This window comes from Paraburkholderia solitsugae, from assembly GCF_013177695.1.
Classification (GTDB): domain Bacteria; phylum Pseudomonadota; class Gammaproteobacteria; order Burkholderiales; family Burkholderiaceae; genus Paraburkholderia; species Paraburkholderia solitsugae.
This window is the reverse complement of record NZ_WOEY01000119.1, coordinates 41,761-65,264: the sequence shown is the minus strand read 5'-3', so window position 1 is coordinate 65,264 and position 23,504 is coordinate 41,761. Positions and strand designations below refer to the sequence as shown.

Genomic DNA, 23,504 nt, shown 5'->3' with positions numbered 1-23,504 from the left:
GAAGCCAGCGCCGTGCGCAGCGGCGACAAACACCGCAGCCGCGAATCCCCACCCAGCGCTGCCGTGCCCACGCCCGGCGTGCCGGCACCTGTCGAACACGAACCCGGCGTAGCCGACGCGGTGCAAACCCGTGTCGCCGATGCGGGCCATTGATTGCCATCGGCGCGCCGTTCCGCGTGCGTCGATCTGAACTTGCCGTAGCCCGAATATGAACGCTCCCACTCCCACTGGTTTTCGCTGCGGCATGGTCGCGATCGTCGGCCGCCCGAACGTCGGCAAATCCACGCTGATGAATGCGCTGGTCGGCCAGAAAGTCAGTATCACGTCGCGCAAGGCGCAGACCACGCGCCATCGCATCACCGGCATTCATACGTTTGAAGACGCGCAGTACATCTTCGTCGACACGCCGGGTTTCCAGACCAAACACAGCGGCGCGCTGAACCGTTCGCTCAACCGCGCGGTCACGTCCACGCTGAGTTCGGTCGACGCGATTCTGTTCGTGATCGAAGCCGGCCGCTTCGGCCCGGACGACCAGAAGGTGCTCGACCTGATTCCGCCGTCGGTGCCCACGCTGCTGATCGCGAACAAGCTCGATCGCGTGTCGGATAAGGACTCGCTGTATCCGTTCATGCAGCAGGTGAGTGCGCTGCGCCCGTTCAACGAGATCGTGCCGCTGTCGGCGAAAAATCCGGACGACATCAAGCGTTTGCTGGCAACGATCAAGCCGTTCCTGCCGGAAGGCGCGCCGATCTATGGCGAAGACGACCTGACCGATCGTAGCGAGCGTTTTCTTGCCGCTGAAATCCTGCGCGAAAAAGTGTTCCGCTGGACCGGCGACGAACTGCCGTACACGAGCACCGTACTGATCGACAAGTTCGAAACCGAAGGGCGTCTGCGGCGCATTTTCGCGACCATCCTGGTGGAACGCGATACGCAGAAAGCGATGATCATCGGCCAGAAGGGCGCAAAGCTGAAGCAGATCAGCACCGAAGCGCGCCTCGACATGGAAAAGCTGTTCGACGGTCCGGTGTATCTGGAAACCTTCATCAAGGTGAAGAGCGGCTGGGCTGACAACGAAGCCGGACTCCGCGCGTATGGGTACGAATGACGCGTGGATGACGCTGAATTCCGACGCTGACCCGGACGACTCGGCGCCGGCAGCGCCGGCACGCGAGCCGTCCAAACCCGCTCGCAGTACCAAAAAAACCTCATCGAGTGCCAAAGGCGCTCAGGCAGCTCAAGGCGCCGAAGGCGAGCCGCGCAAAGCACCGGCACGACGCGCGCCTCGTACCTCTGCGTCCGATTACCGGATCGCGGAGCAACCCGCTTTTGTCCTGCACAGCTACCCGTACCGTGAGACCAGTCTGATCATCGACGTGTTGTCGCGCGATCACGGCCGTCTCGCGCTTGTCGCGAAGGGGGCGAAACGTCCGCACTCCGCCTTGCGCGGCGTGCTGCAAACCTTCCAGCCGCTCGCGTTGTCATGGTCAGGCAAATCCGAAGTGCGCACGCTGACCGGCGCCGAATGGGTCGGCGGCATGTTGCCTTTAGCGGGCGACGCGCTGCTCTGCGGTTTCTATGTCAACGAATTACTGGTCAAATTCTGCGCACGCGAAGACCCGCATCCGCAACTGTTCCATCACTACGTCGTCACGATGACGCGCCTCGCGCATGACGAACCGCCCGTGCAGGTGCTACGCTCGTTCGAACGTGTACTGCTGCGGGAAACCGGTTATGCGATGGCGCTCGATCGCACCGTCGCGCGCAAAGCGGTGCAGGCCGAAGGCCGCTACGTGTTCGACCCGGAGCGCGGCGTACGCGAAGCGTCCGACGATCTGCCCGCGCAATGGCCGGTGATCGCCGGACAGACCTTGCTGGATATGGAAAAGGACGATTACCATCGAGCGCAGACTGTGGCGCAAAGCAAAACGCTGATGCGCTTTCTGCTCAACACTTACCTTGGCGGCACGCCACTCGCGACGCGCCAGATCCTGATCGACTTGCAGAACTTATGAGCTTCTTTCTTACGTCGCCGAATGTGATTGACCTGGGCGTGAACATCGATCACGTCGCCACGCTGCGCAATGCGCGCGGCACGTCTTACCCCGATCCGATCCGCGCCGCGTTGATGGCCGAAGAGGCTGGCGCCGATGTGATCACGCTTCACCTGCGTGAAGACCGCCGCCATATCGTCGATGCCGACGTGCGCAAGCTGCGGCCGCTGTTGAAAACGCGCATGAATCTGGAATGTGCGGTCACCCAGGAAATGCTCGACATCGCGTGCGAGGTGCAACCGCACGACGTTTGCCTCGTGCCGGAAAAGCGCCAGGAACTGACGACTGAAGGCGGCCTCGACGTCGCCGGCCAGTTCGAAGCCGTGCGCGCCGCATGCAAGCAACTCGCTGAAGCGAATTCGCGTGTGTCACTCTTCATCGATCCGGACGAAACGCAAATCCGCGCCGCGCACGAAGCGGGCGCGCCGGTGATCGAGCTGCACACCGGCCGCTATGCCGAAGCGCACGATCCCGCCGAGCAGCAGCGCGAATATGAGCGCGTGGTGCGTGCTGTCGAGTTCGGCGCAACGCTCGGGATCAAGGTCAATGCGGGTCATGGGCTGCACTACACCAACGTTCAGCAGATCGCCGCGATCGAAGGCATCGTCGAGCTGAATATCGGCCACGCGATCGTCGCGCATGCGATCTTCGCCGGCTGGGACAACGCTGTGCGCGAGATGAAGGCGATCATGGTCGCCGCCCGTCTCGGCGCAAGCGCTTAAAGCCGCGGCGGCGACCATGACGATCTACGGCATCGGCACGGACATCGTTCAGGTCAGCCGCGTGGCCGCAGTGATGACACGCACCAACGGCCGCTTCGCCGAGAAGGTGCTTGGCCCGGACGAGCTGCGTGTTTATCACGCGCGTCACGCGCGTTCGGCGGCGCGTGGTCTTGCGTTTCTCGCCACGCGGTTCTCGGCCAAAGAAGCGTTCTCGAAAGCGATTGGCCTCGGCATGCACTGGCCGATGACCTGGCGCGCGCTACAAACGCTCAACAAACCGAGCGGCGAGCCGATGGTGGTTGCGTCGGGCGAGCTGGCCGAATGGCTCGACGCGCGCGGCATTACGGCGCGCGTGACGATCAGCGACGAACGCGACTACGCGGTGTCGTTTGTGATCGCGGAAACCGGGGAAGTGGCGCGCGGGCCGGACGCCCCTCATGCACCCGCCAGCGACGAATAAAAATATTCTGAACGCGGCGCACGTCGGCCGTGTCTCTCTTTGCTCCAGGCTTTTTTCCAGCGGAATTCGATGAAACTCACTCCAGGACCGATGATGCTCGACGTGGTCGGCACAACGCTGAACGACGACGACAAACGCCGCCTTGCCCATCCCATGACCGGCGGCGTGATCCTGTTCGCGCGCCATTACGAGAGCCGCGCGCAATTGATCGCGCTGACCGATTCGATCCGTGCGGTTCGCGACGATCTGCTGATTGCCGTCGACCACGAAGGCGGCCGCGTGCAGCGTTTTCGCACCGACGGCTTCACGGCGCTGCCGGCAATGGGCAAGCTCGGCGCGCTGTGGGACAGTGACGTGCTGCACGCCACCAAGGTGACGACCGCGGTTGGCTATATCCTCGCGGCTGAATTACGCGCGTGCGGCATCGATATGAGTTTTACGCCGGTGCTCGATCTGAATTACGGCCAGTCTCAGGTGATCGGCGATCGCTCGTTCCACCGCGATCCGCGCGTCGTGGCTTTGCTGGCGAAGAACCTCAATCACGGCCTCGCGTTGGCGGGCATGAGCAATTGCGGCAAGCATTTTCCTGGGCACGGGTTCGCGCACGCGGACTCCCACGTTGCGATGCCGGTCGACGACCGCTCGCTCGACGAGATCCTGCGCGACGACGTGGCACCGTACGACTGGCTCGGTGTGGCGCTCGGGGCCGTGCTGCCCGCCCATGTGGTTTATCCCCAGGTCGACTCGAAGCCGGCGGGCTTCTCGCGTGTCTGGCTGCAGGACATCCTGCGGAAAAAATTGCGCTTCGAAGGCGCGGTCTTCAGCGACGATCTCTCGATGGAAGCCGCGCGTCAGGGCGGCACGCTGACAGAAGGCGCGAGCGCCGCGCTGGAGGCCGGTTGCGACATGGTGCTGATCTGCAATCAGCCGGACGAAGCGGAGAAGGTGCTGGACGCGCTGCGCTTCACGCCGTCGAAGGAGTCGCAGCAGCGGCTTAAGCGCATGCGGCCGCGCGGCAAGGCGCTGAAGTGGAGCAAGCTGGTTGCCGAGCCGCAGTATCTGCAAGCGCAGGCCTTGATGCGCAGTGCATTTGCATGAGCCACGCGGCGTGAGCGGATAAGCCGCTCACGCATTTGCATCGAAAAAAAACGGCGCCTGTCTCAGGCGCCGTTTTCTATCCAAGCTTGGCCGGCCAGCGAAACTGGCCTCACCGGGTCAGTTCAATCGCATCCGTTGCAGCTTGTTGTACAGCGTCTTCGGACTGATCCCCAGCAGCGACGCCGCGCGATGGCGCGTGCCGCCGACTGCATCCAGTGTCGCGCGGATCAGCATTTCCTCGACATCCGCGAGTGGCGTGCCGACGGCGATCTGCACGCGGCTGCCGTTCAGATCGCGCCCGTTCGCCGAACCCGCTTCATCGGCCCGCAACGATTCCAGCACGTCGCCCGACGCGTGATACGCCCGGCGCACGCGATCCTGCAATTCACGCACATTGCCTGGCCACTCGTACGAGAGGCACTCGCGCAGGAAGTTCGGCCCGACCTGCTTGGCCACTTCCGACGTACCGCGCGCGGCCGCTTCGCGATTCAGCTCGTCGACGACGGCTTGCGCGATCAACGCCGGATCGTCGCCGCGCTCGCGCAGCGGCGGCAGTGTGACAGCGGCCGCTTCGAGACGCAGCGCGAGGTCGCCGTGCAGGCTGCCGTCGGCGACCGCCGCGCGTGGCATCTTGCGCGTCGACGCGATCAGCCGGAAGTCGGTCACCACCTGATTCGTGCCGCCGACCCGCATGAAGGTCTGCGAATCGAGTGCGCGCAGCAGCGCTTCCTGCTGAGCGCGCGGCAGCTCGGCGATTTCGTCGATGAACAGCGTGCCGCCACTGGCTTGCTCGAACAGGCCCGGCTCGCGCTGGTCGGCACCACTGAACGCGCCGCGTTCGTGACCGAACAGCACGCTGTCGAGCGAGCGAAGCGCCGCGACGCTGCCCGCCGTCCGGCAATCGAACGTGACGAATGGCCCTTTGCGGCGCCGGCTCATGTCGTGCAGCGTGCGCGCGGCAATCTGCTTGCCGGTGCCAGCTTCGCCGGCAATCAGCACGGCGGCTTCGGTCGGCGCGATATGTTCGATCGTGTCGTACACATGCTGGATCGCACCGCTGCGGCCCAGTAACGAGCCGAAACGTCCGAGTTGACGCAGCAACGCACGCAGCGTCTGGACCTCTTCGGTCAGCTCGTACGGACGCGGAATCCGGGCGAGCAGACTACGCAAACGCGGGATATTGACCGGCTTGAGCAGGTAGTCCCAGATGCCGTGCCGCAAGCCCTCGATCGCGCTTTCGACCGTCGCATTGCCGGTCATCACGATCACGGGCAAGGCGCCGCCGGGGGGATGCGCGGGCAGGTGCTGCAGCAGATCGAGCCCGCTGCCGTCCGGCAGATTCAGATCGACCAGCACGACATCGGGGATAAAGCGCGTCAGCGCCGCCCGGGCCTCGGCGATGGTGGTCGCGGTGTCGACGGAGAAGCCGTCGGCGGCGAGGATGGCGGACAGGCCTGACAGGCTGTTGGGATCGTCTTCAACAATCAGGGCATGTGGCATGGCGAGCGCTATTTTTTAGATTGACGGAATACCCGGTACGCCGCGCCGATACGTTGGCGCGCGACCCGGGCGCGATGGCTGGCCGGTACTGCCGGTCGAATACCGTACCGCGCGGACAGCGCCTGCCACGGCTGCGGAGTAACCGCAGGCCAATTGGCATGGACGCAGTGCAAGTCGTAACACGACTTGCAAGCGGAGCGGGGCGATTCGACTCACGTAGTTCTGGTCCTTTTTCTTTTCAATGGATGCCCGCCTTGACGCAGGGGCACCTGTATTTCCTTCATTCGACCGGTCAGAAATCCCGGTCGCTATCCAAGCAGCGCTGTACCTCAAGTTGCGCTTGCTCGCGGGCCTTGCCGTATCTCCGGAGTTGAAGAAATAAAGTTTTGCCAACCTGTCTCAAAAAAGCACGGACTGTGCCAAAGCTAATTACTTAAGCCTATCAGTGGTTTGTTTGACGCAAGGCAGGACGCTAAGTGCAACGGACAGGCATTTTTGAGAAGCCTGCCGGTAAAGTTTTCCACAACCATACACGGCGGCGCAGAAAAGAAAAAGCGCCCAAAGTGGACGCTTTTTTTTGCCATTTTTTTATCGCTGCGCCGGACTTGCTCCAGCGCAGGATTCAGGCTGCAGGCGCTTAGGCGCGGCTGCGGTACTCATGCGTACGCGTGTCGATTTCGATCTTGTCGCCGATGTTGCAGAAAAGCGGCACTTGCAGTTCGAAACCGGTGGTCAGCTTGGCGTTCTTCAACACCTTGCCCGACGACGTATCGCCCTTGACTGCCGGTTCCGTGTAGATGATTTCACGGACCAGCGTGGTCGGCAGTTCGACCGAGATGGCTTTCTCGTTGTAGAACACGACTTCGCAAGCCATGCCGTCTTCGAGGTAATGGAGGGCGTCGCCCATCATTTCGCCTTCGACTTCGAACTGGTTGTAATCAGCGTCCATGAACACGTACATCGGGTCAGCGAAGTACGAGTACGTGACTTCCTTGCGCTCCAGCACGACGACGTCGAACTTGTCGTCTGCCTTGTACACGCTTTCCATGCCTGCGCCGGTCAGCAGGTTCTTGAACTTCATCTTCACGACGGCGGAGTTACGGCCCGACTTGTTGTATTCGGCCTTTTGCACGACCATTGCGTCGCTGCCGATCATTACGACGTTGCCGGTGCGGAGTTCCTGTGCGGTCTTCATAAAACTGTCCTGTACGAAATAAGTAGCTTCAACTTTTGCTCAACGGCATACGGCGCAAGCGGCTTCGCTGCTCCTCGCCCTACGGCACGGCGCCGCTTGGGAGCGGCAACCTGCCGGGAGCGGGGCGTGGAGCGTGGCCGGCTTGCCGCGGTGACCCGCGGCGAGGCTGCAAACCTGCAACCCCTGCAATCCGTTACCTGCTTTTTACCCTGTGCGGGCGTGATCACGAGTGGCGCCGATCGACAGGATGCGCCCCTTTTTTGACGTTGCGCCACTCGCGACCAAACTGAGAGCGGCTCATGCATCTTTCGATGCCGGGTTCGCCAGCGGTTTTGTTAAGCGTGGCGGCTAAGGTTCACCGCTGCGATCGGGCCGCGCTTGCGTCGTCGGCCGTTGGATAACCGCTTATTTTAACTGAGTTTTTGCGAACAAGGCCAGATTTCCAGCGAGGTCGCCCACCTGGGCCAGTTCGCCGGCCCATTCGGCCGCGCGCTGCTTCAGCGCCGCGCGGTGGCGCTGGAATTCCGCCCAGTCCGGCCGGTCCGCGCCGTTCCATGCATGCCAGAAGCGCGCGAGGGCGTCCCGGGCGTCGGTCGGCAGGGTGCGGGCGTAGTGGGCGAGCGCGGCGTCGAGCTTCGGCAGATGGGCCTCGTCGGCCTGGGGGTAGATGTGCCAGACAAAGGGTTTGGCGGCCCATTGGGCGCGTACGAACGAGTCTTCGCCGCGCACGAAATTGATGTCGCTGGCCCACAGCAGCGTGTCGTAGCCGGGTTGCTCCGTAAAAGTGAGTGCGTGGACGCTGAGGCTGCCGCGCTCAGCATGCGAACCGGCGGCAAACGAAGGCAGGCCAAAAAAGCGCGCGACTGCACCCGAAATGCGGCCTTCCGGTACCAGCAGAACGACCGGTTCGGTGCTGTCGCGCCATTGTTCGAGCAGGCTGTCGACGGCGGGGTTTTCGTAGGCGAACAGCGAGACAACCGTCGCCGTGGCCGGTGGCGGCGCGCGGCCGGTGCTCTTCAGCCACCACGCTTCGCGCGCCGGTTGCGATGCCTCAAAGGCCGCGCGCGCGGCGTCGAGATGCCGTTCTTTCAGCACGCCGCCGGTGCCGGGGCCGAGTCCCGGGAAAAAGAAGGTCTTGGTCAGCGGGTAGCGCGGATGCGGCGACGGCCGCAGATGGAAATCCGCGACCCAGTCTTCGGCGCTCAGATATTCGAGGTTGAGCCACACTGGCGTGCGCTCGCGCCGCGCCATCGCGGCGACGTAGATCGGCGGCAACTCGCAGGCGAATGCCTCGATCACGACGTCCGCGACGTCGAGCCTGTCGCCCGCATGGGCCGGCTCGTGCCAGTGTTCGATAACGATGCCGCCGACCGCCTGGCGCGCGCGATCCAGCGCCAGCGACGGGCACAGCTTCTGGAACGCCTGCAGGTCGTCGACGAACACACGCACCTGCCAGCCGTGCTCGCTCGCCAGTTGGCGCGCAAGGCGCCAGCACACGCCGATGTCGCCGAAATTGTCGATCACCGCGCAAAAGATATCGCAGGCGATCGCCGTGGGCGCGGCAACGGATTGTTCGGAAGAGGGCGTAGGGGAGGACATGGTGGCGTGGGTCGCGGAGTGGAACGCGTGGTGTGTGGTTGGGTTTTGCAGGGCCTTGCTGGCGGGTGACGCAATCAGGTTCAGCCGCTGGCTTGCTCCGCGCTATCGCCCCATTCACTGCAGCAGGGTTCGAACGCCCGCAGAATGCTCTAAACTGGCGATTCTAAAGCACTCATCCGCGGTTCCGCGCCTAAGTGACCACTCAGCGCGCTGCACGCAGGCAGAGGCTTCGCGACACTGTCCCAGCCAACCAATTCTGCATGACCGAACCCGAAGCAACCGACGTTTTCGAGCCGAAGAAAGTGCTCGCCCAATTGCCGCATCTGCCCGGCGTCTATCGCTATTACGATACGCAGGGCGCGGTGCTTTACGTGGGCAAGGCGCGCGATCTCAAGAAGCGTGTCTCGAGCTACTTCACGAAGACGCAACTGTCACCGCGCATCGCGATGATGGTGACGCGCATTGCGCGCATCGAGACGACCGTCACGCGCTCCGAGGCCGAGGCGCTGCTGCTCGAAAACAATCTGATCAAAGCGCTGGCGCCGCGTTACAACATCCTGTTTCGCGACGACAAGTCGTATCCGTATCTCAAGCTGACCGGCCACAGGTTTCCGCGCATGGCGTATTACCGCGGCTCGGTGGATCGCAAGAATCAGTACTTCGGTCCGTTCCCGAGTGCGTGGGCGGTGCGCGAGAGCATCCAGATCCTGCAGCGCGTCTTCCAGTTGCGCACCTGCGAAGACTCTGTGTTCAACAATCGCACGCGGCCGTGTCTGCTGCATCAGATCGGCCGCTGCACGGCGCCGTGCGTCGCGGCGATCAGTGAAGAGGATTACGCGCGCGACGTCGCCAACGCGTCGCGATTTCTGCTCGGCCGGCAGGGCGAGGTGATGAATGAGCTCGAGCAGAAAATGCACGCGTTCGCGAGCGAGCTGAAGTTCGAGCAGGCCGCAGCGGTGCGCAATCAGATGAGCTCGCTGTCGACGGTACTGCATCAGCAGGCGATCGAAGTCGGCGGCGATAGCGATGTGGATATTCTCGCGGTCGTCGCGCTCGGCGGGCGCGTGTGCGTGAATCTCGCGATGGTGCGCGGCGGACGGCATCTGGGCGACAAGGCCTATTTCCCGGCGCATGTGGAAAGTGCGCTGACGGTCGGCGAGGGCGGGCTTGAAGAGGGCGGCGACGATGAGCTGTTGGTCGATGCCGCGACCGGCGCCGGCTCTGCATCTGACGAGACCGCGAGCGGCGCGAGCGCATCGTCCGATGCCGCTGACGCGCTCGCAATCGCTGAGGAGATGCTGTCCGACGAGGAGGGTGACGAGGAAGGCGCTGCTCTCGAGACAGAGGCGGATGAGGCGGCCGAGTCTGAGATCGAGCCTTCAACGCCACACAAAGGCCGTGCAGTTGCCGGCGGCATCGAATCTGAAGTACTCGAGGCGTTCATCGCGCAGCACTACATCGGCAATCGTGTCCCGCCGGTGCTCGTGGTCAGCCACGCGCCGGCCACGCGCGAGCTCGTCGATGTGCTGATCGAGCAGGCGGGGCACAAGGTGACGGTGCTGCGCCAGCCGCAAGGTCAACGGCGCGCATGGCTCGCGATGGCCGAGCAGAACGCGCGGCTCGCGCTCGCACGCCTGCTCTCGGAACAAGGTTCGCAGCAGGCTCGTACGCGCGCGCTCACCGACACGCTCGGCATGGAGTGCGACGACCTTGCGCATCTGCGTATCGAGTGCTTTGACATCAGCCACACGATGGGTGAAGCGACGCAGGCGTCGTGCGTGGTGTATCACCATCACAAGATGCAGTCGTCCGAATACCGCCGCTACAACATCACGGGCATCACACCGGGCGACGACTACGCGGCGATGCGTCAGGTGCTCACGCGCCGCTACGAGAAGATGGTCGCGCAAGCGGCTGCGAATGCCGCCGACGAAGCTGCCGAATTGCAAACTGACGCGGCCGCGGACCCGTCGCTCGCACCGGATCACGCGGAGCCGGCTGCTGCTGGTGGCATCCTGCCGACCATCGTGTTGATCGACGGCGGCAAGGGCCAGGTCGAAATCGCGCGCCAGGTGTTCACCGAACTGGGTCTCGATACCGGCATGCTGGTCGGCGTGGCGAAGGGCGAGGGACGCAAGGTCGGTCTCGAAACCTTGATTTTCGCCGACGGCCGCGCGGCGCTCGAACTCGGCAAGGAAAGCGCGGCACTGATGCTGGTCGCGCAGATTCGCGACGAGGCGCACCGTTTCGCTATCACCGGCATGCGCGCGAAGCGCGGCAAGACCCGCCAGACCTCGCGGCTCGAAGAGCTCGAAGGGGTGGGGGCGAAGCGGCGTCAGCGGTTGTTGGCGCGCTTCGGCGGGCTGCGTGGGGTGGTCGCGGCAAGCGTCGAGGATCTGGCGAGCGTCGAAGGGATTTCGCAGGCGCTTGCCGAGCAGATCTACCGGCAGTTGCACTGATCGAGATACGCCGCGCTGCTTGGGGAGCGGCAGGGGTGCGGTAGATAAGCAGTCGACAAGCGGCGCCGAAGCGGTCGACAAGCGGCTGCAGGCGGCCGATAAGCGGTGCTCTGGCGTGGCGCGTGCCAGGCCCCGTGCGCCGCTTTGCTTGTGGCAGGTCTTGTGACACGGCACAATTGCATCTCCCTTGCCAGACGCTGCGCCTGCCCATGCCGTTTAATTTCCCGATTTTCCTGACTTGGCTGCGGATCGTCCTGATTCCGCTGGTCGTAGGCGTGTTTTATTTGCCCGACATGATGATGAGCCCGGCACACCGCAATCTGGCTGCCGCGACGATCTTCATTCTGGCGGCGCTCACCGACTGGTTCGACGGCTATCTGGCCCGCAAATGGAATCAGACTTCGGCGTTCGGCGCGTTTCTCGACCCGGTCGCCGACAAGCTGATGGTGACGGCTGCGTTGCTGGTGCTGGTGCAACTGGCACGGATCGATTCGGCGATTGCGCTGGTCATCGTCGGACGCGAGATCGCGATCTCGGCGCTGCGTGAGTGGATGGCGCAGATCGGCGCATCGAAGAGCGTCGCAGTGAATTCGCTCGGCAAGTTCAAGACCGTGTGCCAGATGGTGGCGATTCCGATGTTGCTGTTCTACGGCCCGTTGCCGTTTGGCGGCGGCGTCTCGGTCGATACGCGCGTGTGGGGCCTGTGGCTGATCTATCTGGCCGCGTTCCTGACGATCTGGTCGATGCTCTATTACATGAAACTCGCGTGGCCGCAGATTCGCGAGCGAGGTGGCGTTGCCTGATTGGAGAACGTTCGAGGTGTGCGGCCACGGCGGCGGTTGCGGGTCGAACGTCTCCGCGAATGTCTCCGAACCGTGAGTGAAATATTTTCGGTTAAAGACATTCGCAAAAGGGGTTGACACGTTTCAGTCGTTTCTCCATAATCTCGTTTCTCCGATGCACGCAGTTCGAAACGTCGGTGGCAGTAAGAGAGTAGTTGCAGTAACAAGGCAGTAGTTAGCGTGATAAAAGCAGGACAAAAGCAGCAGAATGCGGGAGTAGCTCAGTTGGTAGAGCGCAACCTTGCCAAGGTTGAGGTCGCGAGTTCGAGCCTCGTCTCCCGCTCCAATTTTTGAAGCAACGCGTTGTTTGGCGAAGTAAAAGTGCAAGGCGTTGTGAAGTAGGGCAATGCGGGAGTAGCTCAGTTGGTAGAGCGCAACCTTGCCAAGGTTGAGGTCGCGAGTTCGAGCCTCGTCTCCCGCTCCATACATAAGGGGAAGCAACGCTTCCCTTTTTGTTTGGTGGGCCAGTCCTTACGGTTGCCCACCAGACAAATCTGAGAATCTGCAGCTAGGTTCCAGTCCGCTTGCGGCGCGATAGCAAAGCGGTTATGCAGCGGCCTGCAAAGCCGTTTAGGCCGGTTCGACTCCGGCTCGCGCCTCCAGTAGTTGATGTAAAGAAAAGCCCCGACTTGTCGGGGCTTTTCTTTTTCTCGGCGGCATTGTCGCTGACACCAATCCGGCGCGTCTCGATGCGAGGAGGCGAGTTCCAGCACATCGTCCCACGCAGGGATCCGCGCGCTCAGCATGGCGAGCAGACAGTTGTGTCCGCTCGCTCATCACGACCTCAAAAAACAATCGCCGACTTGATCGATTGAACTGCCGCGCTGTTCAGAAGGTAGTAGCTATCTTGCGGCGTCCCGCCGCCGAGCGGCGCGAGCTGTAACGTCGTGCCGTCCTTGATCAGGTAGCCCGCATAGATAGCTCCGTTGTTCTGATAGTAGATGCGGTAGTCGGTCGTCGCCGAGGCCAGCGCCGTGTTGGCGACCCATGCGCGCATTCCGGCGAGCGTGACGATCTGTCCATCGCTGATCTGATAGGTCTTGCCGTCAGTCGTGCTCGCATAGGGAAAGAAATTTTCGAGCGTTGAAATCGTGGCGGAACACGGTGTCGGATTGGTCCCAGTCGTGGCGGGCGCAAGGCAGTCGTATGTGAAGGCCTCGTCGCCGACCGTGTGCCTGACGACTTTGAAGTAGGCCGCACCCGTTTGCCAGCTGGCCTGCTGGTTGTACAGCGATTGCCCGTTCAATGTATTCGTCAGAACGCCAACGGCGCTGTTCGCGAACAGTTCGGCGGGAGAGGCAGAAATCAGGCCGCTTAGCGGCACGACGGTGTAGCTGGTGCCAAGCAACGTGCGGAGCACTGTTTTACCGTCTGACGCCAGATAATCTATCTGGACATTCGTGCCCGAGTAGCTGATCTGGGCTTGCGGCGGAGACGCGGAGGAATAGACGGCGCCGTTGACGAATAAGCGTGGCGCCGCGATTGCAGGAACCTTCAGTGCGGACGACACGGACGTGTACGTTTCGGTCATCAGCTGCGACCCATTTGCAGGGCTTTGGGCGACGCTCGAGTCCTCGGTATAGAAGACACTGCTCGGGTTGACCGTCAGTGCGCCAGTCGACGACGTGCTAATCGACAGGCTTGCGCTCAGATAGTGCATACCGCCGTTTGCCGCGAGCGCGACACTTTCGTAGCTCTTTTGCGCGGCGCTCAGATTCGCCGTGCTTGCTGTCGATCCCGAACTACCTGACGAGCCGCCACCGCATGCAGACAAAACAAATGCGGCGCTCGTGGCCAGCATGAAATGTCTATTTGCCAAGCGTTTTTTATATTCTTTCATTTTTGATTTTTTGTCTTTCAATTTTATTCTAATAATTTTTAGGGGCATCGAATGAAGCATTGATCGCTAGCAGTTCGATGCCGATCATGTAAAGTATCTCACGCTGCTTCGCTTATTCGAAAACATCGTTAGACATACGATGCAATGATTCTTGATGTTTTCAGGTCGCGAAAGCACAGGGGGCAGGGCAAACCCGCTGTTAATAAAATATTCGACCAATGAAAAAAACCATAACCGTTGCTGTGCTGTGGACCATTGGATTGCCACTGCTGGTGAGCGCGCAATCGGCACCGTCGCCTGCCATTAAAGGCGGGGATTCATGGACCTACGTCGACACCTTTGAGAAAGCGCCTTCAATATGGCGCCAGACGCACGACGAAGTGACGGTCTTGCGCGCAACGCCTTCCCACATCTACTACACATCGAAGCAGTCGGGCTCGACTCAGGTGCCGAGTGAGGTGATAGCGGGCGCCGACTGGAGCCGCGAAAGGAACGTGAACGGCGCGGAGATGGTCGTCAATCGGCCGTTCGTTTTCCCACTATCGCCGGGCAAAACCTGGAACCTGGAATATACGGAACTGCATCCGAACAAGGCCTTCGCTTCACAAAAGTGGAGCAGCCAATATCGCGTGGGTGATATTGAAACCGTCGAGGTACCGGCGGGAAAATTTCAGGCGATTAAAGTCGAAGCGGAAGGCGAATGGGTTGCGCAGATCGAGCCGACGCAGACGGTCACTCAAGCTGTGCAGATGCAGCAGGGCGACACCGCCATGATCACTCACGCACAGAAAACAGGCCCCGTCCAGGTGACCGGACGCACCTATAAAGCGTTCTGGTATGTGCCTGAGATTGGCCGCTGGGTGAAGTCAGTGGAAGAATATTACGGCAGCAATGGTGTGCGAAACGAGCGCTATACGGCTGAACTGGAGTCGTACAAGAGAAGCCCGGAATGATTGGAATGCGCGCGATTAAACTGTCAGCTTTTGCTGCGTGAGAAAAAAGCCCCGAAACACCGGGGCTTTTTTTCTATTCCTTGTTGACTGCGAAACTGACCAGGCATGCGTATTCCAAACCTCGAGCGCCGCTCCTTCTACCTGCGCCTGATTTACGTGCTATGCCTCTGCGGCGCCACCTGGACACATCTGCAAGTGGCCCTGGTCCACGGACTCTGGTGGGACTACGGCGGCGCGGCGCCGCTGACGCGAATCTACTGGACGTCTCTGCTCTTCATCGATCCGCTAACCGCTCTGCTACTGCTGTTGCGTCCGGGAGCAGGGCTGATCCTCTGCGTCGCTGTCATCGTGACGGACGTGGTGCACAATTCATGGTTCGCGCTGCATCATCCGATCCGCGTGGACCTGTACCTTTCGCAGATCGTCTTTCTGCTGTTCGTCGCGTTCACGGTGCGGACCGCCTGGCGAGGGCGCGCGAGACGGCCCGCCGCGCTGCGCGCCGTCGATTGAATTGTCTGATTGCCTCTTTGCGCAATTGCCTGTCCATACGAGGCTGCATGTACCTACAACTCACCGGCACCAACGTCCGTCTGCTTGGTTCGATGCATCTGTTTCCGGCGACGAGCCGCAGAACGCCGCCATGGATCGCCGAAGCGTATGACTGGGCCGAATCGCTGGTCTTCGAATCCGATCCGCCGACGATCCTGCCGTTTCTGAAGGCTGGCCCTCAGGGCGGAGCCGATCAACTGCAGCCCTTGCTATCCGCCGATGCCTGGAATCAGCTACAAGCTGTGTGGCCCGCGGAGGGGCCGTTAGCGCCGCTCGTCGATCTGCGTCCGTGGGCCGCGCTGGTCGTTGCACCGACGCTGTTCCAGCAAGTCGTCGAAGGTGTGGAACCACGCATGCTGCGCTCGGCGCTCACGCAGGGTAAACCGTATCAGTATCTCGAGACTGCGCAGGAAGTGGCGGCGTCGCTCGAATCGATTCCGCTCGAAGCCGTCGGCACCGCGCTTCGCATGCTCATGTCCGATCTCGACGAACCGCAGCGCACGCTCGAGCGAATGCACGCTGCCTGGCTGCATGGCGATTTGCAGGCCGTGCACCAGATCGCCGTCGAGTCGCCGATGTTTAACCTGCCCGGCATCCGCCACGCCATTCTGGATGCACGGAATCGCGCGTGGGCGGCGCGTGTGACGGCGCTGCTCGGGCGGCCGGAGCGGACCCTGGTGGTGGTAGGCGCGTTGCATTTGTGCGGGCCCGGTAACTTGGTCGACTGTCTCGCGCAGCCCGTCGAGCCGGTTTTTGTAAGCAGCTAGCGGCTTTGAGGCCGGGCGGCGTAGCCTAAGGCCGCCACGCGCGGCATAATTCCGCATTGCCGCCGTCCATCAAGGCGCGCCTCCTTTGAAGGCCTTCCATGACCGAACCGCAGCAAACCGCCGCCACGCGACTGGCGCAACTCGATTGGCGCTGGAAAGCGTTCGAAGACCTCACGACCGCCGAAGTCTACGCGATGCTGGCGGCGCGCAGCGCGGTGTTCGTCGTCGAGCAGAACTGCGTGTATGGCGATATCGACGGGCTCGATTCAGATGCCTGGCATCTGTTTGCTTATGGTGCTAACGGCTCTGGTGAAAAAAGGCCGCCGCTCGCAGGCTATCTGCGTGTGTTGCTGCCTGACGCCGAAGACACCGATATCCGCATCGGCCGCGTACTGACAACAGCGGAATTCCGCGGCATCGGCCTCGGTAACGCGATGCTCGAACGCTCGCTCACGCATATCAGGGCGCAGTGGCCCGGTACGCCGATCCGTTTGCATGCGCAAGCGCATCTGCAAGGCTTCTATGGCGCATTCGGCTTTACGCCGGTGTCGGAGATTCACGAAGAGGACGGCATCCCGCACGTGTGGATGCGTTCGGCCTAAACCAGGCTGCAGCCTGGCTTGGCGCGTGCGCGCCGACCGGCTTCAAATGCCCGGACTTCAATAGATTCGACATTGTCAGCGGTGGCCGCTCGCGGACGCTGACGCGGCTGGCGTCAAGCCTTGCTTCGCCTGAACGCGCCGCTCGCCGCGCAGACGTCCGCGTGCGGACAGCCGCATCCAGTGACGCAAGGCCACCAGCGCGCCGATCACGCTCATCATCGAGCCCGGAATCCACAGCAACAGCCCGCCGATCTGCTGATCGCGCATTGGGCTCAGCCACGTGAAGGCGCGGCCGCAGATCGAATAAATCGGATAGAGCTCGTGCGGCGTAAAGAAGATAAACGCGCCGAGCATGATCTGTGGCGGAATCGCAGCGATCACCACCAGCACGCGCTTGCCGGGCGACAAACGCGCCGGCGGTGCTGGCCGCGGATCGAGCACGAGCCACCAGAACAGCAGGCCGTCGATCACCATGCTCCAGTTCATCACGCGATAGAGCCGCCAGTCGAGCATCGCCACGAAATGAATCGGCGACATCAACCAGAAGTAGATCAGCCCGACGAACAACGTGACCGCAACCACCGGATGCATCACCACGTCGAGCAGCTTGCGCACCACCGGGGTTTCCAGCGCGGGCCGCACGAAGCGTTGCCGCCAGCTGAATGGAATGCCCGCGCGCAACGCGGCGCCCGGATACGAGAGCGCGATAAAGAACGGCCCGAGGTGATGCAGCACCAGATGCTGCAAGCGATGCATGAAGAACTCATGCTCGAAGAAATAATCGAGCCGCGTATGCAGCGCGACATACAACGCGACCAGCCCGAACCAGAAGGAAATGCGCCGGGGAATCGACACCTTCGCCTTGTGCGCGCCGCGTACGAAAAGGATCGCCGGCACCAGCAAGGCGACGACGACAGTCGGCGAAAACTCCCAGGGATCGAGCCAGTAGAGCAGGTTCATCGCAGGGCGTTACTTGGTTTGGGCGGGCGACTTGACGGCGAACGGCGTATCGAGCGTCTCGCCGTCGGAGAACTTCAGCGTCAGATGCACGGTGTCGCCCGGGGCGACCTTGTGCTTCGCGTCTTCGAGCATCACGTGATAGCCGCCCGGCGCGATCGCGACCTGGCCGTGGGCGGGCACCGTCAGCTTGTCGACCATCACCATCTTTTGCGTCGAACCGTTCGACACGGTTTGATGCAGCATCGCGTCGCCGTAGTCGTTGCTGGAAATGTCGACGAGGTCGACGGGCTTGTCGCTTGCATTAACCAGCGTCACGTAGCCGGCGGCGGGCAGGTTGTTCGGCAGCCAGCGCACCCACGCGTCTTTGACGGTGATTGCGTTAGCGCCGGCGGCAAGCGCGGCCGTTGCGAAACCAAATGAGAGGGCGAGGGTACAGCTCAGTGTGGCGAACGTTTTGATCTTGATCGACATGAATGAACTCGGGAAAGGTCAGGAACGGTCATCAATGATACGGCGCAGGTCTTGCGCGATCGTATCGGGCGTATCGTGGTCGGTGGCGAGCAGGCGCGCATGGCCTTGCTGGTCGAACACATAGACGGCCGAGCTATGGGTGACTTCGTAGTTGCCGCTGGGGTCGCGCTTTTCCATCTGATAGGCGACCCGGTAACGCTTGGCGAGCGACTCGATCTGCCAGTCGGTGCCGGTCAGGCCTTCGGCGTGTTGCGAGTCGAAGGCGCCGACGTAGTCATGCAAGGCTTTGGGCGTGTCGCGCGCCGGGTCGACGGTGATGAACAGGATGCGCACTTTCTGCGCGTCCGGGCCGAGTTTGGCCAGCACTTGCATCAGGCGTCCCATTGTTTCAGGGCAGACGTCCGGACAATGCGTGTAGCCAAAGTAGACGAGCGACGTGCGGCCTTTGAACGAATCGCCAGTCACCGCGCGGCCGTCGTCGCCGGTCAGCGTGAAATCGAGATCCGGCAAGTGGCCGGTCACGTTGGTCAACTGGAACGGTTCGGTGGGATGCGTGCAGGCGGTCAACGTGGTCAGCGCGCTCACCATGAGGGTCAGCGCGACCAGGCGCCTAGGCCACCGCTGGCGTGGTGACGCGAGGTTCGGCTGCGAGTGTCGGGACGAGATGATTGGGAACAAAGCAGGGTTCAATGACTCGATTGAAGAGCGGCGCGTGACGCAGTCCGTAAGCGGACGCGGCGTCGCATGAAGCGCGCGGCCCCTCATAGTGTGCAAATATGGCCGTAACGGCGATGGTCTGCGTGGCTGCGACTGTATCGCAAAATGTCTGATGACGTCGTGGAGCGCCCGCAGGCGCGCGGTTTGCGAGGCAATTTGACGCAGGCAGATGAAAGCCAGCTGAAGCCTGATCGTTCTCTTTTTGAACGCAATCGTCAGTGGCATCGGTCGCAGCGCCCGGCCAGGCTTGTGTCCTGGCTTACTTCCTCGAAAAATTGACGGATGCGCGGTAAGATGCGCACACTTTTCCGGCCGCAGAAGGCTGAAAGGCAAAATTAACCGATGCAAGCACTTCCGACGGTTCTGTCTCCCAGCGAGACGGCATTTTTCTTCGACTTCGACGGCACGCTCGTCGAACTCGCGCCCACGCCGGACGGCGTGCTGGTGCAACCGCGCGTCATCGCGTTGTTGAGCGAGTTGCGCAGTCTCACGAACGGTGCGGTTGCGATCGTGTCGGGCCGTGGCATCGACAGCATCGACAGTTTTCTCGGCATGCCCGATTTGCCGATCGCCGGTCTGCACGGCGCCGAGCGGCGCGACGCGAACGGCGACACGCAGCGCATCGGCTTTCACGACGAGCGCCTGTTGCGCATGGAGCAGGTGCTCGCCCAGGTCGTCAACGAACATCCCGGCATGCTGCTCGAGATCAAAGGCGCGGCGCTGGCGCTGCACTACCGCAACGCGCCCGACCGCGAGCCGGTGGCGCGCGAAGCGACCGAGCGGCTGGTTGCTGATTACCCCGGCTCATATGTGTTGCAGCCGGGCAAGATGGTCTACGAAATCAAACCGAAGGACGTCGACAAGGGCCGCGCGATGCGCGCGTTCCTGGGGGAGCCGCCGTTCGTTGGCCGCAATCCGGTGTTTGCCGGCGACGATCTGACCGACGAGAAAGGCTTTGCCGTTGTCAATGAGCACGGCGGCGTGTCGATCAAGGTGGGCGCGGGCGACACGATGGCGCATACGCGCGTCGAGTCGGTAACGGCGCTGCTCGACTGGCTGGAATCGATTGTCGCGGCCGCGCGCGGGGCATGATGGTTCAGCCACATTGTTCAACGACCATGACTTACTGCATCGGGAATCGCGTTTCATGAGCCGACTGATCATCGTATCCAACCGGGTCGCACCTATTTCGGAAGGCGGTCCGGCCGCGGGCGGTCTGGCGGTCGGTGTGTACGACGCGCTGAAGGAAACCGGCGGCATGTGGTTCGGCTGGAGCGGTGACGTGCTCAGCTCGGGCCAGCCGCAGATCAAGGTCGAGGAGCGCGGGCCGGTGACCTTCGCGACCATCGCGCTGATGCGCCGCGACTACGACCAGTACTACCGCGGTTTCTCGAACGCCACGCTGTGGCCTGCGTTCCACTATCGCGCCGATCTGCTGCAGTACGACCGGCACGACTTCGAAGGCTATTGCCGCGTCAACGCGTGGCTTGCCCAGCAACTCGTGCCGCTTTTGCGCGAAGACGACGTGATCTGGGTCCACGACTATCACCTGATTCCGTTCGCCCAGGCGTTGCGCGCGGCCGGCGTGAAAAATCGCATCGGCTTCTTTCTGCATATTCCGTTTCCGGCTTCGCAGGTGTTGCTGGCCGTGCCGCCGCATCGCGAGCTGGTCGATGCGCTCTGTTCGTTCGATCTGCTCGGTTTCCAGACCGCGCCGGATTTGCGGGCGTTCTGCGACTACATCGTCAATGAGGCGAACGGCACGGTCGACGCATCGGCCAGCGGCCCGCTGACTGTCCATGCATTCGGGCGCACCTTGCGCGCGGCGGCTTATCCAATCGGCGTCTATCCGGACGAAATCGCCGAGCTCGCGAAAGCGGGCGAGCGCGGCAAGCCGGTGCGCACGATGAAGACGGCGCTGCATTCGCGCAAGCTGATCATGAGCGTGGACCGCCTCGATTATTCGAAGGGACTGGTCGAGCGCTTCCGCGCGTTCGAGCGCTTGCTGGAACACGCCACCGCGCAACGCAACAAAGTGTCGTTCCTGCAGATCGCACCGCCGACGCGCGCCGACATGCACGCCTATCAGGACATCCGGCTGCAGCTCGAAGGGGAGTCGGGGCGTATCAATGGCCGCTTTGCCGAACTCGACTGGACGCCGATCCTGTATATCCACAAGCAGTACGAGCGCTCGGTGCTAGCCGCGTTGTTTCGCACGGCGCATGTCGGCTACGTCACACCGTTGCGCGACGGCATGAACCTCGTCGCGAAGGAGTATGTGTCGGCGCAGGATCCGGAGAATCCGGGCGTGCTCGTGCTGTCACGCTTTGCCGGCGCCGCGCAGGAACTGGATGGCGCGTTGATCGTGAATCCGGTCGATATCGACGGTATGGCCGAGGCGCTGGCCAAGGCGCTGGAAATGCCGCTTGCTGAGCGTCAGGCGCGTCATCGCGACATGATGATGCAACTGCGCGAGAACAACGTGTCGGTGTGGCGCGATAACTTCATGCGTGATCTTCAGAGCGTGGCTGGCGCGAAGAGCACCCGAACGGTGAAGGTGCGCGCTGGATCGGGTAAGAAAGCCGCGCGTGAAACCCTGGCCGGATAGGCGGCCAGTCAGGCCGATTTCAACTGCCCCGGAAAACAGAAAAGCCGCTCGAAAGCGGCTTTTCTGTTTGGTGCTGAGTTTTGTGCCGCGCTTGTTGCTGAAGTAGCAGAGGGCGGCGCGTTGCTTAGACCACGTGCTGCTCGTCCATCTTCTTACCGCCGACATGCAGCGTGGTGCCCTTACCGTACTGCTTCGAGAGCAGGTCGCGATACAGGCCCGGCCGCAGGCGCAACTCTTCCGGGCTGCCGTCGTCGATGACCTTGCCGGCGCTCATCACAATGATCCGGTCGAAGTTGTTCAGCGTCGACAACCGGTGCGCGATCGCGATTACCGTGCGGCCCACCATCAGCCGGTCGAGTGCCTTCTGGATTGCTTCTTCCGATGCGCTGTCGAGTGCCGAGGTCGCTTCGTCGAGCAGCAGGATCGGCGCGTTCTTCAGGATCGCCCGCGCAATCGCGATCCGCTGGCGCTGTCCGCCGGACAGCTTGACACCGCGGTCGCCGACGATGGTGTCGTAGCCTTCCGGCATGGCTTCGATGAAGTCGCTGCAGCGGGCTTCGCGCGCGGCGGCGAGCACGTCTTCCCGGCTCGCTTCAGGGCGGCCATACGCGATGTTCTCGTACACCGAGCGATGGAACAGCGAGATATCCTGGGGCACCAGCGCAATCGTATGGCGCAGGCTGTCCTGGGTGATCGTGGCGATGTCCTGACCGTCGATCTTGATCGCACCGGCCTGTGTCTCATAGAAACGCTGCAGCAGCGCCAACACGGTGGATTTACCCGCGCCCGACTTGCCGATCAGGCCGACCCGCTGACCCGGCTCGATATGCAGGTCGAAGTGGTCGAGAATCGGCCGTCGGCGCGGGTAGGCAAACGTCACGCCTTCGAAATCGACCCGGCCGCCTTGCGGCACGAGCTCGGTGGCGCCATCGCGATCCGGCATGCCGTGCGGCTCGAGCAGGGTGCGAACGGCTTCCGCGAGCCGTGCGACGTGCTGCGTGACGTCGACCAGCGCCACGGCCAGATCGCGCGTGCCGTGCAGAATCGTGAATCCGAGCGAGCTGACCAGCACGATGTCGCCGGAGGTCGCACGGCCTTGATCCCACAGCCACAGCGCCCAGCCCAGCAGGCCCGCCGACAGCAGCGCGGTGATCACCGCATGCAACAGACGCAGCTTTTCCAGATACAGCAGGCTCTGCTGGCGCGCATCCATTTCCGCTTTGACCGTCGCGCCGAAACGCTGCTGCTCGCGGATCGTCATCCCGAAGGCGCGCACCAGGCCCATGTTGCTGATCACATCGACCAGCTCGCCGTCCACGGACGCCGCTTTGGTCGCGAAATGGTGATGCCGCGCCGAGCCACGCCCGGCAAGTTTGTAAAGCACGACCGACAGAATGGCCGAGCAGAGCATCAGGCCGCCCGCCATCAGCGGATTCACCGCGGTGATCATCACGATGGCGCCGAGCACCGCGATACACGGCGGCAATACGTTCCAGGCGGTGGTGTTCTCGGCGGTGTAGACCGCGTTCGAGGTGGCCGTGATGCGGCTCGCCAGCATGCCCGGCTGTTTCTCCGAGTAGTAAGTGGGCGAGTGGCCGCTCAAGTACTGGAACAGGTCGCGCCGCAAGTCGCCGGTCACGGCCACGAACGTATGCGCTGCGACCCAGCCGCCGACCCGCCACAGCAGGTTGTCGGCGGCGATCAGGCCGACCAGGATGGCGAACGCGCCCCACAACGGACCGGGGTGATGCCGGCCTTCGCCGAGCACGTCGATCAGGTGCTTGATCGCATATTGCGAAGCGAGCGCACAGCCCACGGCCGCAAACACGCTGCACAGGACGATCGCATGCGCGAGCGGATGGCGGCGGATAAAGCGGAAAAGAAACGCAAGCGGCCGATGCGCATAGCTCGCAAGCTTTGCGTTCTGGGCATTACGCTGGGCGATGGTTAAGTGTTCCAATTGATCGTGAGGTCGATGTGTTTCGGGTTGTGCACGCAAGGCATGGGCCACAGCAAAAGCGTTCGCCGCGAGGCCGATGCTTCGCATTGTAAACATGCAAAAGCGATTGCGCCCTGTGTATCCGGGCAATGGCGCGACTGATTTCGCG

21 protein-coding genes, 3 tRNA genes and 1 pseudogene are annotated in these 23,504 nt (G+C 62.4%); 17 read left to right on the top strand and 8 right to left on the bottom strand.

Annotation, left to right across the window (positions count from 1 at the left end; genetic code table 11):
* The 6 genes and pseudogenes from GNZ12_RS44605 to nagZ form a co-directional block, all read left to right on the top strand.
* Positions 1–153, top strand: a pseudogene (locus GNZ12_RS44605) (ribonuclease III); the annotation flags it as partial.
* 55 nt (positions 154–208) lie between these two features.
* Entirely contained in the window at positions 209–1,108 is a 900-nt protein-coding gene (gene era, locus GNZ12_RS30220; RefSeq protein ID WP_172315800.1) for a GTPase Era, read from the top strand.
* Entirely contained in the window at positions 1,095–2,015 is a 921-nt protein-coding gene (gene recO / locus GNZ12_RS30215; RefSeq protein ID WP_172315799.1) for a DNA repair protein RecO, read from the top strand. The genes era and recO overlap by 14 nt, the downstream gene beginning before the upstream one ends.
* A complete protein-coding gene (gene pdxJ / locus GNZ12_RS30210; RefSeq protein WP_172315798.1) occupies positions 2,012–2,776 on the top strand; it encodes a pyridoxine 5'-phosphate synthase in 765 nt (254 codons plus the stop codon). The genes recO and pdxJ overlap by 4 nt, the downstream gene beginning before the upstream one ends.
* A gap of 16 nt (positions 2,777–2,792) precedes the next feature.
* Positions 2,793–3,236, top strand: coding sequence for a holo-ACP synthase (gene acpS / locus GNZ12_RS30205; protein ID WP_172315797.1), 444 nt, complete (start codon positions 2,793–2,795; stop codon positions 3,234–3,236).
* Positions 3,237–3,305: 69 nt separating this feature from the next.
* Entirely contained in the window at positions 3,306–4,334 is a 1,029-nt protein-coding gene (nagZ, locus tag GNZ12_RS30200; RefSeq protein WP_172315796.1) for a beta-N-acetylhexosaminidase, read from the top strand.
* Positions 4,335–4,451: 117 nt separating this feature from the next.
* Here the strand turns inward: nagZ and GNZ12_RS30195 are convergent, their stop codons facing one another.
* The 3 genes from GNZ12_RS30195 to earP form a co-directional block, all read right to left on the bottom strand.
* Positions 4,452–5,834: a sigma-54-dependent transcriptional regulator gene (locus tag GNZ12_RS30195; protein ID WP_172315795.1), complete on the bottom strand. Its 1,383-nt coding sequence runs from the start codon at positions 5,832–5,834 to the stop codon at positions 4,452–4,454.
* A 637-nt stretch (positions 5,835–6,471) separates the two neighbouring features.
* The gene (gene efp, locus GNZ12_RS30190) at positions 6,472–7,029 is read right to left on the bottom strand and encodes an elongation factor P (protein ID WP_054036233.1); all 558 of its coding nucleotides are present in this window, start codon (positions 7,027–7,029) and stop codon (positions 6,472–6,474) included.
* Between the two features lie 405 nt (positions 7,030–7,434).
* The gene (gene earP / locus GNZ12_RS30185; RefSeq protein ID WP_172315794.1) at positions 7,435–8,628 is read right to left on the bottom strand and encodes an elongation factor P maturation arginine rhamnosyltransferase EarP; all 1,194 of its coding nucleotides are present in this window, start codon (positions 8,626–8,628) and stop codon (positions 7,435–7,437) included.
* Between the two features lie 260 nt (positions 8,629–8,888).
* On the opposite strand from earP, the gene uvrC reads away from it, so the two are divergent.
* From uvrC to GNZ12_RS30160, 5 genes are all read left to right on the top strand, one after another.
* Positions 8,889–11,087, top strand: a complete 2,199-nt coding sequence (gene uvrC, locus GNZ12_RS30180; RefSeq protein ID WP_172315793.1) for an excinuclease ABC subunit UvrC — start codon at positions 8,889–8,891, stop codon at positions 11,085–11,087.
* Between the two features lie 209 nt (positions 11,088–11,296).
* On the top strand, positions 11,297–11,890 hold the full coding sequence (pgsA, locus tag GNZ12_RS30175) for a CDP-diacylglycerol--glycerol-3-phosphate 3-phosphatidyltransferase (RefSeq protein ID WP_074282658.1): 594 nt from the start codon (positions 11,297–11,299) through the stop codon (positions 11,888–11,890).
* Positions 11,891–12,139: 249 nt separating this feature from the next.
* Positions 12,140–12,215: transfer RNA gene (locus GNZ12_RS30170), tRNA-Gly, on the top strand.
* A gap of 62 nt (positions 12,216–12,277) precedes the next feature.
* A tRNA-Gly gene (locus GNZ12_RS30165) sits at positions 12,278–12,353 on the top strand.
* Between the two features lie 104 nt (positions 12,354–12,457).
* Positions 12,458–12,531 (top strand) — tRNA-Cys (locus GNZ12_RS30160).
* 182 nt (positions 12,532–12,713) lie between these two features.
* On the opposite strand, the gene GNZ12_RS30155 is transcribed toward GNZ12_RS30160, so the two are convergent.
* Positions 12,714–13,730, bottom strand: a complete 1,017-nt coding sequence (locus tag GNZ12_RS30155) for a hypothetical protein (protein WP_235993925.1) — start codon at positions 13,728–13,730, stop codon at positions 12,714–12,716.
* Between the two features lie 257 nt (positions 13,731–13,987).
* Here GNZ12_RS30155 and GNZ12_RS30150 point away from each other — a divergent pair, with 257 nt between their 5' ends.
* The 4 genes from GNZ12_RS30150 to GNZ12_RS30135 all read left to right on the top strand — a co-directional run bounded on the left by GNZ12_RS30150 (position 13,988) and on the right by GNZ12_RS30135 (position 16,640).
* Positions 13,988–14,722: a hypothetical protein gene (locus GNZ12_RS30150; RefSeq protein ID WP_172315791.1), complete on the top strand. Its 735-nt coding sequence runs from the start codon at positions 13,988–13,990 to the stop codon at positions 14,720–14,722.
* 105 nt (positions 14,723–14,827) lie between these two features.
* Positions 14,828–15,232, top strand: a complete 405-nt coding sequence (locus tag GNZ12_RS30145; protein ID WP_172315790.1) for a hypothetical protein — start codon at positions 14,828–14,830, stop codon at positions 15,230–15,232.
* Between the two features lie 47 nt (positions 15,233–15,279).
* The gene (locus GNZ12_RS30140) at positions 15,280–16,038 is read left to right on the top strand and encodes a TraB/GumN family protein (protein ID WP_172315789.1); all 759 of its coding nucleotides are present in this window, start codon (positions 15,280–15,282) and stop codon (positions 16,036–16,038) included.
* Between the two features lie 98 nt (positions 16,039–16,136).
* Positions 16,137–16,640 (top strand): GNAT family N-acetyltransferase, encoded by a 504-nt coding sequence (locus tag GNZ12_RS30135; RefSeq protein ID WP_172315788.1) that lies wholly within the window; start codon positions 16,137–16,139, stop codon positions 16,638–16,640.
* Between the two features lie 75 nt (positions 16,641–16,715).
* On the opposite strand, the gene GNZ12_RS30130 is transcribed toward GNZ12_RS30135, so the two are convergent.
* Genes GNZ12_RS30130 through GNZ12_RS30120 form a run of 3 tightly spaced genes read right to left on the bottom strand, consistent with a single transcriptional unit; the run spans position 16,716 to position 18,659 of the window.
* Complete coding sequence (locus tag GNZ12_RS30130; RefSeq protein WP_172315787.1) at positions 16,716–17,600, bottom strand: cytochrome c oxidase assembly protein; 885 nt, start codon at positions 17,598–17,600, stop codon at positions 16,716–16,718.
* 9 nt (positions 17,601–17,609) lie between these two features.
* Positions 17,610–18,071 (bottom strand): copper chaperone PCu(A)C, encoded by a 462-nt coding sequence (locus tag GNZ12_RS30125; RefSeq protein WP_172315786.1) that lies wholly within the window; start codon positions 18,069–18,071, stop codon positions 17,610–17,612.
* Positions 18,072–18,089: 18 nt separating this feature from the next.
* Positions 18,090–18,659 (bottom strand): SCO family protein, encoded by a 570-nt coding sequence (locus GNZ12_RS30120; protein ID WP_074282666.1) that lies wholly within the window; start codon positions 18,657–18,659, stop codon positions 18,090–18,092.
* A 471-nt stretch (positions 18,660–19,130) separates the two neighbouring features.
* Between GNZ12_RS30120 and otsB the strand changes: the two genes are divergently transcribed.
* Together otsB and otsA are read left to right on the top strand one after the other, a co-directional pair.
* The gene (gene otsB / locus GNZ12_RS30115; RefSeq protein WP_172315784.1) at positions 19,131–19,880 is read left to right on the top strand and encodes a trehalose-phosphatase; all 750 of its coding nucleotides are present in this window, start codon (positions 19,131–19,133) and stop codon (positions 19,878–19,880) included.
* A 55-nt stretch (positions 19,881–19,935) separates the two neighbouring features.
* Positions 19,936–21,396 carry an alpha,alpha-trehalose-phosphate synthase (UDP-forming) gene (gene otsA, locus GNZ12_RS30110; RefSeq protein ID WP_172315783.1) on the top strand — a complete coding sequence of 487 codons (1,461 nt, stop codon included), beginning with the start codon at positions 19,936–19,938 and terminating at the stop codon, positions 21,394–21,396.
* 124 nt (positions 21,397–21,520) lie between these two features.
* Here otsA and GNZ12_RS30105 read toward each other — a convergent pair whose 3' ends face one another.
* Positions 21,521–23,356: an ABC transporter ATP-binding protein gene (locus GNZ12_RS30105; RefSeq protein WP_172315782.1), complete on the bottom strand. Its 1,836-nt coding sequence runs from the start codon at positions 23,354–23,356 to the stop codon at positions 21,521–21,523.
* Between the last annotated feature and the right edge of the window lie 148 nt (positions 23,357–23,504).

Bases quoted from the DNA above. Each gene is read 5' to 3' on its own strand.
- GNZ12_RS30195 (WP_172315795.1), bottom strand. From the start codon at position 5,834: ATGCCACATGCCCTGATTGTTGAAGACGATCCCAACAGCCTGTCAGGC.
- GNZ12_RS30120 (WP_074282666.1), bottom strand. From the start codon at position 18,659: ATGGTGAGCGCGCTGACCACGTTGACCGCCTGCACGCATCCCACCGAA.
- era (WP_172315800.1), top strand. From the start codon at position 209: ATGAACGCTCCCACTCCCACTGGTTTTCGCTGCGGCATGGTCGCGATC.
- GNZ12_RS30155 (WP_235993925.1), bottom strand. From the start codon at position 13,730: ATGCTGGCCACGAGCGCCGCATTTGTTTTGTCTGCATGCGGTGGCGGC.
- acpS (WP_172315797.1), top strand. From the start codon at position 2,793: ATGACGATCTACGGCATCGGCACGGACATCGTTCAGGTCAGCCGCGTG.
- GNZ12_RS30135 (WP_172315788.1), top strand. From the start codon at position 16,137: ATGACCGAACCGCAGCAAACCGCCGCCACGCGACTGGCGCAACTCGAT.
- GNZ12_RS30130 (WP_172315787.1), bottom strand. From the start codon at position 17,600: ATGAACCTGCTCTACTGGCTCGATCCCTGGGAGTTTTCGCCGACTGTC.
- otsB (WP_172315784.1), top strand. From the start codon at position 19,131: ATGCAAGCACTTCCGACGGTTCTGTCTCCCAGCGAGACGGCATTTTTC.
- efp (WP_054036233.1), bottom strand. From the start codon at position 7,029: ATGAAGACCGCACAGGAACTCCGCACCGGCAACGTCGTAATGATCGGC.
- GNZ12_RS30140 (WP_172315789.1), top strand. From the start codon at position 15,280: ATGTACCTACAACTCACCGGCACCAACGTCCGTCTGCTTGGTTCGATG.
- pdxJ (WP_172315798.1), top strand. From the start codon at position 2,012: ATGAGCTTCTTTCTTACGTCGCCGAATGTGATTGACCTGGGCGTGAAC.
- earP (WP_172315794.1), bottom strand. From the start codon at position 8,628: ATGTCCTCCCCTACGCCCTCTTCCGAACAATCCGTTGCCGCGCCCACG.
- recO (WP_172315799.1), top strand. From the start codon at position 1,095: ATGGGTACGAATGACGCGTGGATGACGCTGAATTCCGACGCTGACCCG.
- otsA (WP_172315783.1), top strand. From the start codon at position 19,936: ATGAGCCGACTGATCATCGTATCCAACCGGGTCGCACCTATTTCGGAA.
- GNZ12_RS30125 (WP_172315786.1), bottom strand. From the start codon at position 18,071: ATGTCGATCAAGATCAAAACGTTCGCCACACTGAGCTGTACCCTCGCC.
- uvrC (WP_172315793.1), top strand. From the start codon at position 8,889: ATGACCGAACCCGAAGCAACCGACGTTTTCGAGCCGAAGAAAGTGCTC.
- nagZ (WP_172315796.1), top strand. From the start codon at position 3,306: ATGAAACTCACTCCAGGACCGATGATGCTCGACGTGGTCGGCACAACG.
- pgsA (WP_074282658.1), top strand. From the start codon at position 11,297: ATGCCGTTTAATTTCCCGATTTTCCTGACTTGGCTGCGGATCGTCCTG.
- GNZ12_RS30150 (WP_172315791.1), top strand. From the start codon at position 13,988: ATGAAAAAAACCATAACCGTTGCTGTGCTGTGGACCATTGGATTGCCA.
- GNZ12_RS30145 (WP_172315790.1), top strand. From the start codon at position 14,828: ATGCGTATTCCAAACCTCGAGCGCCGCTCCTTCTACCTGCGCCTGATT.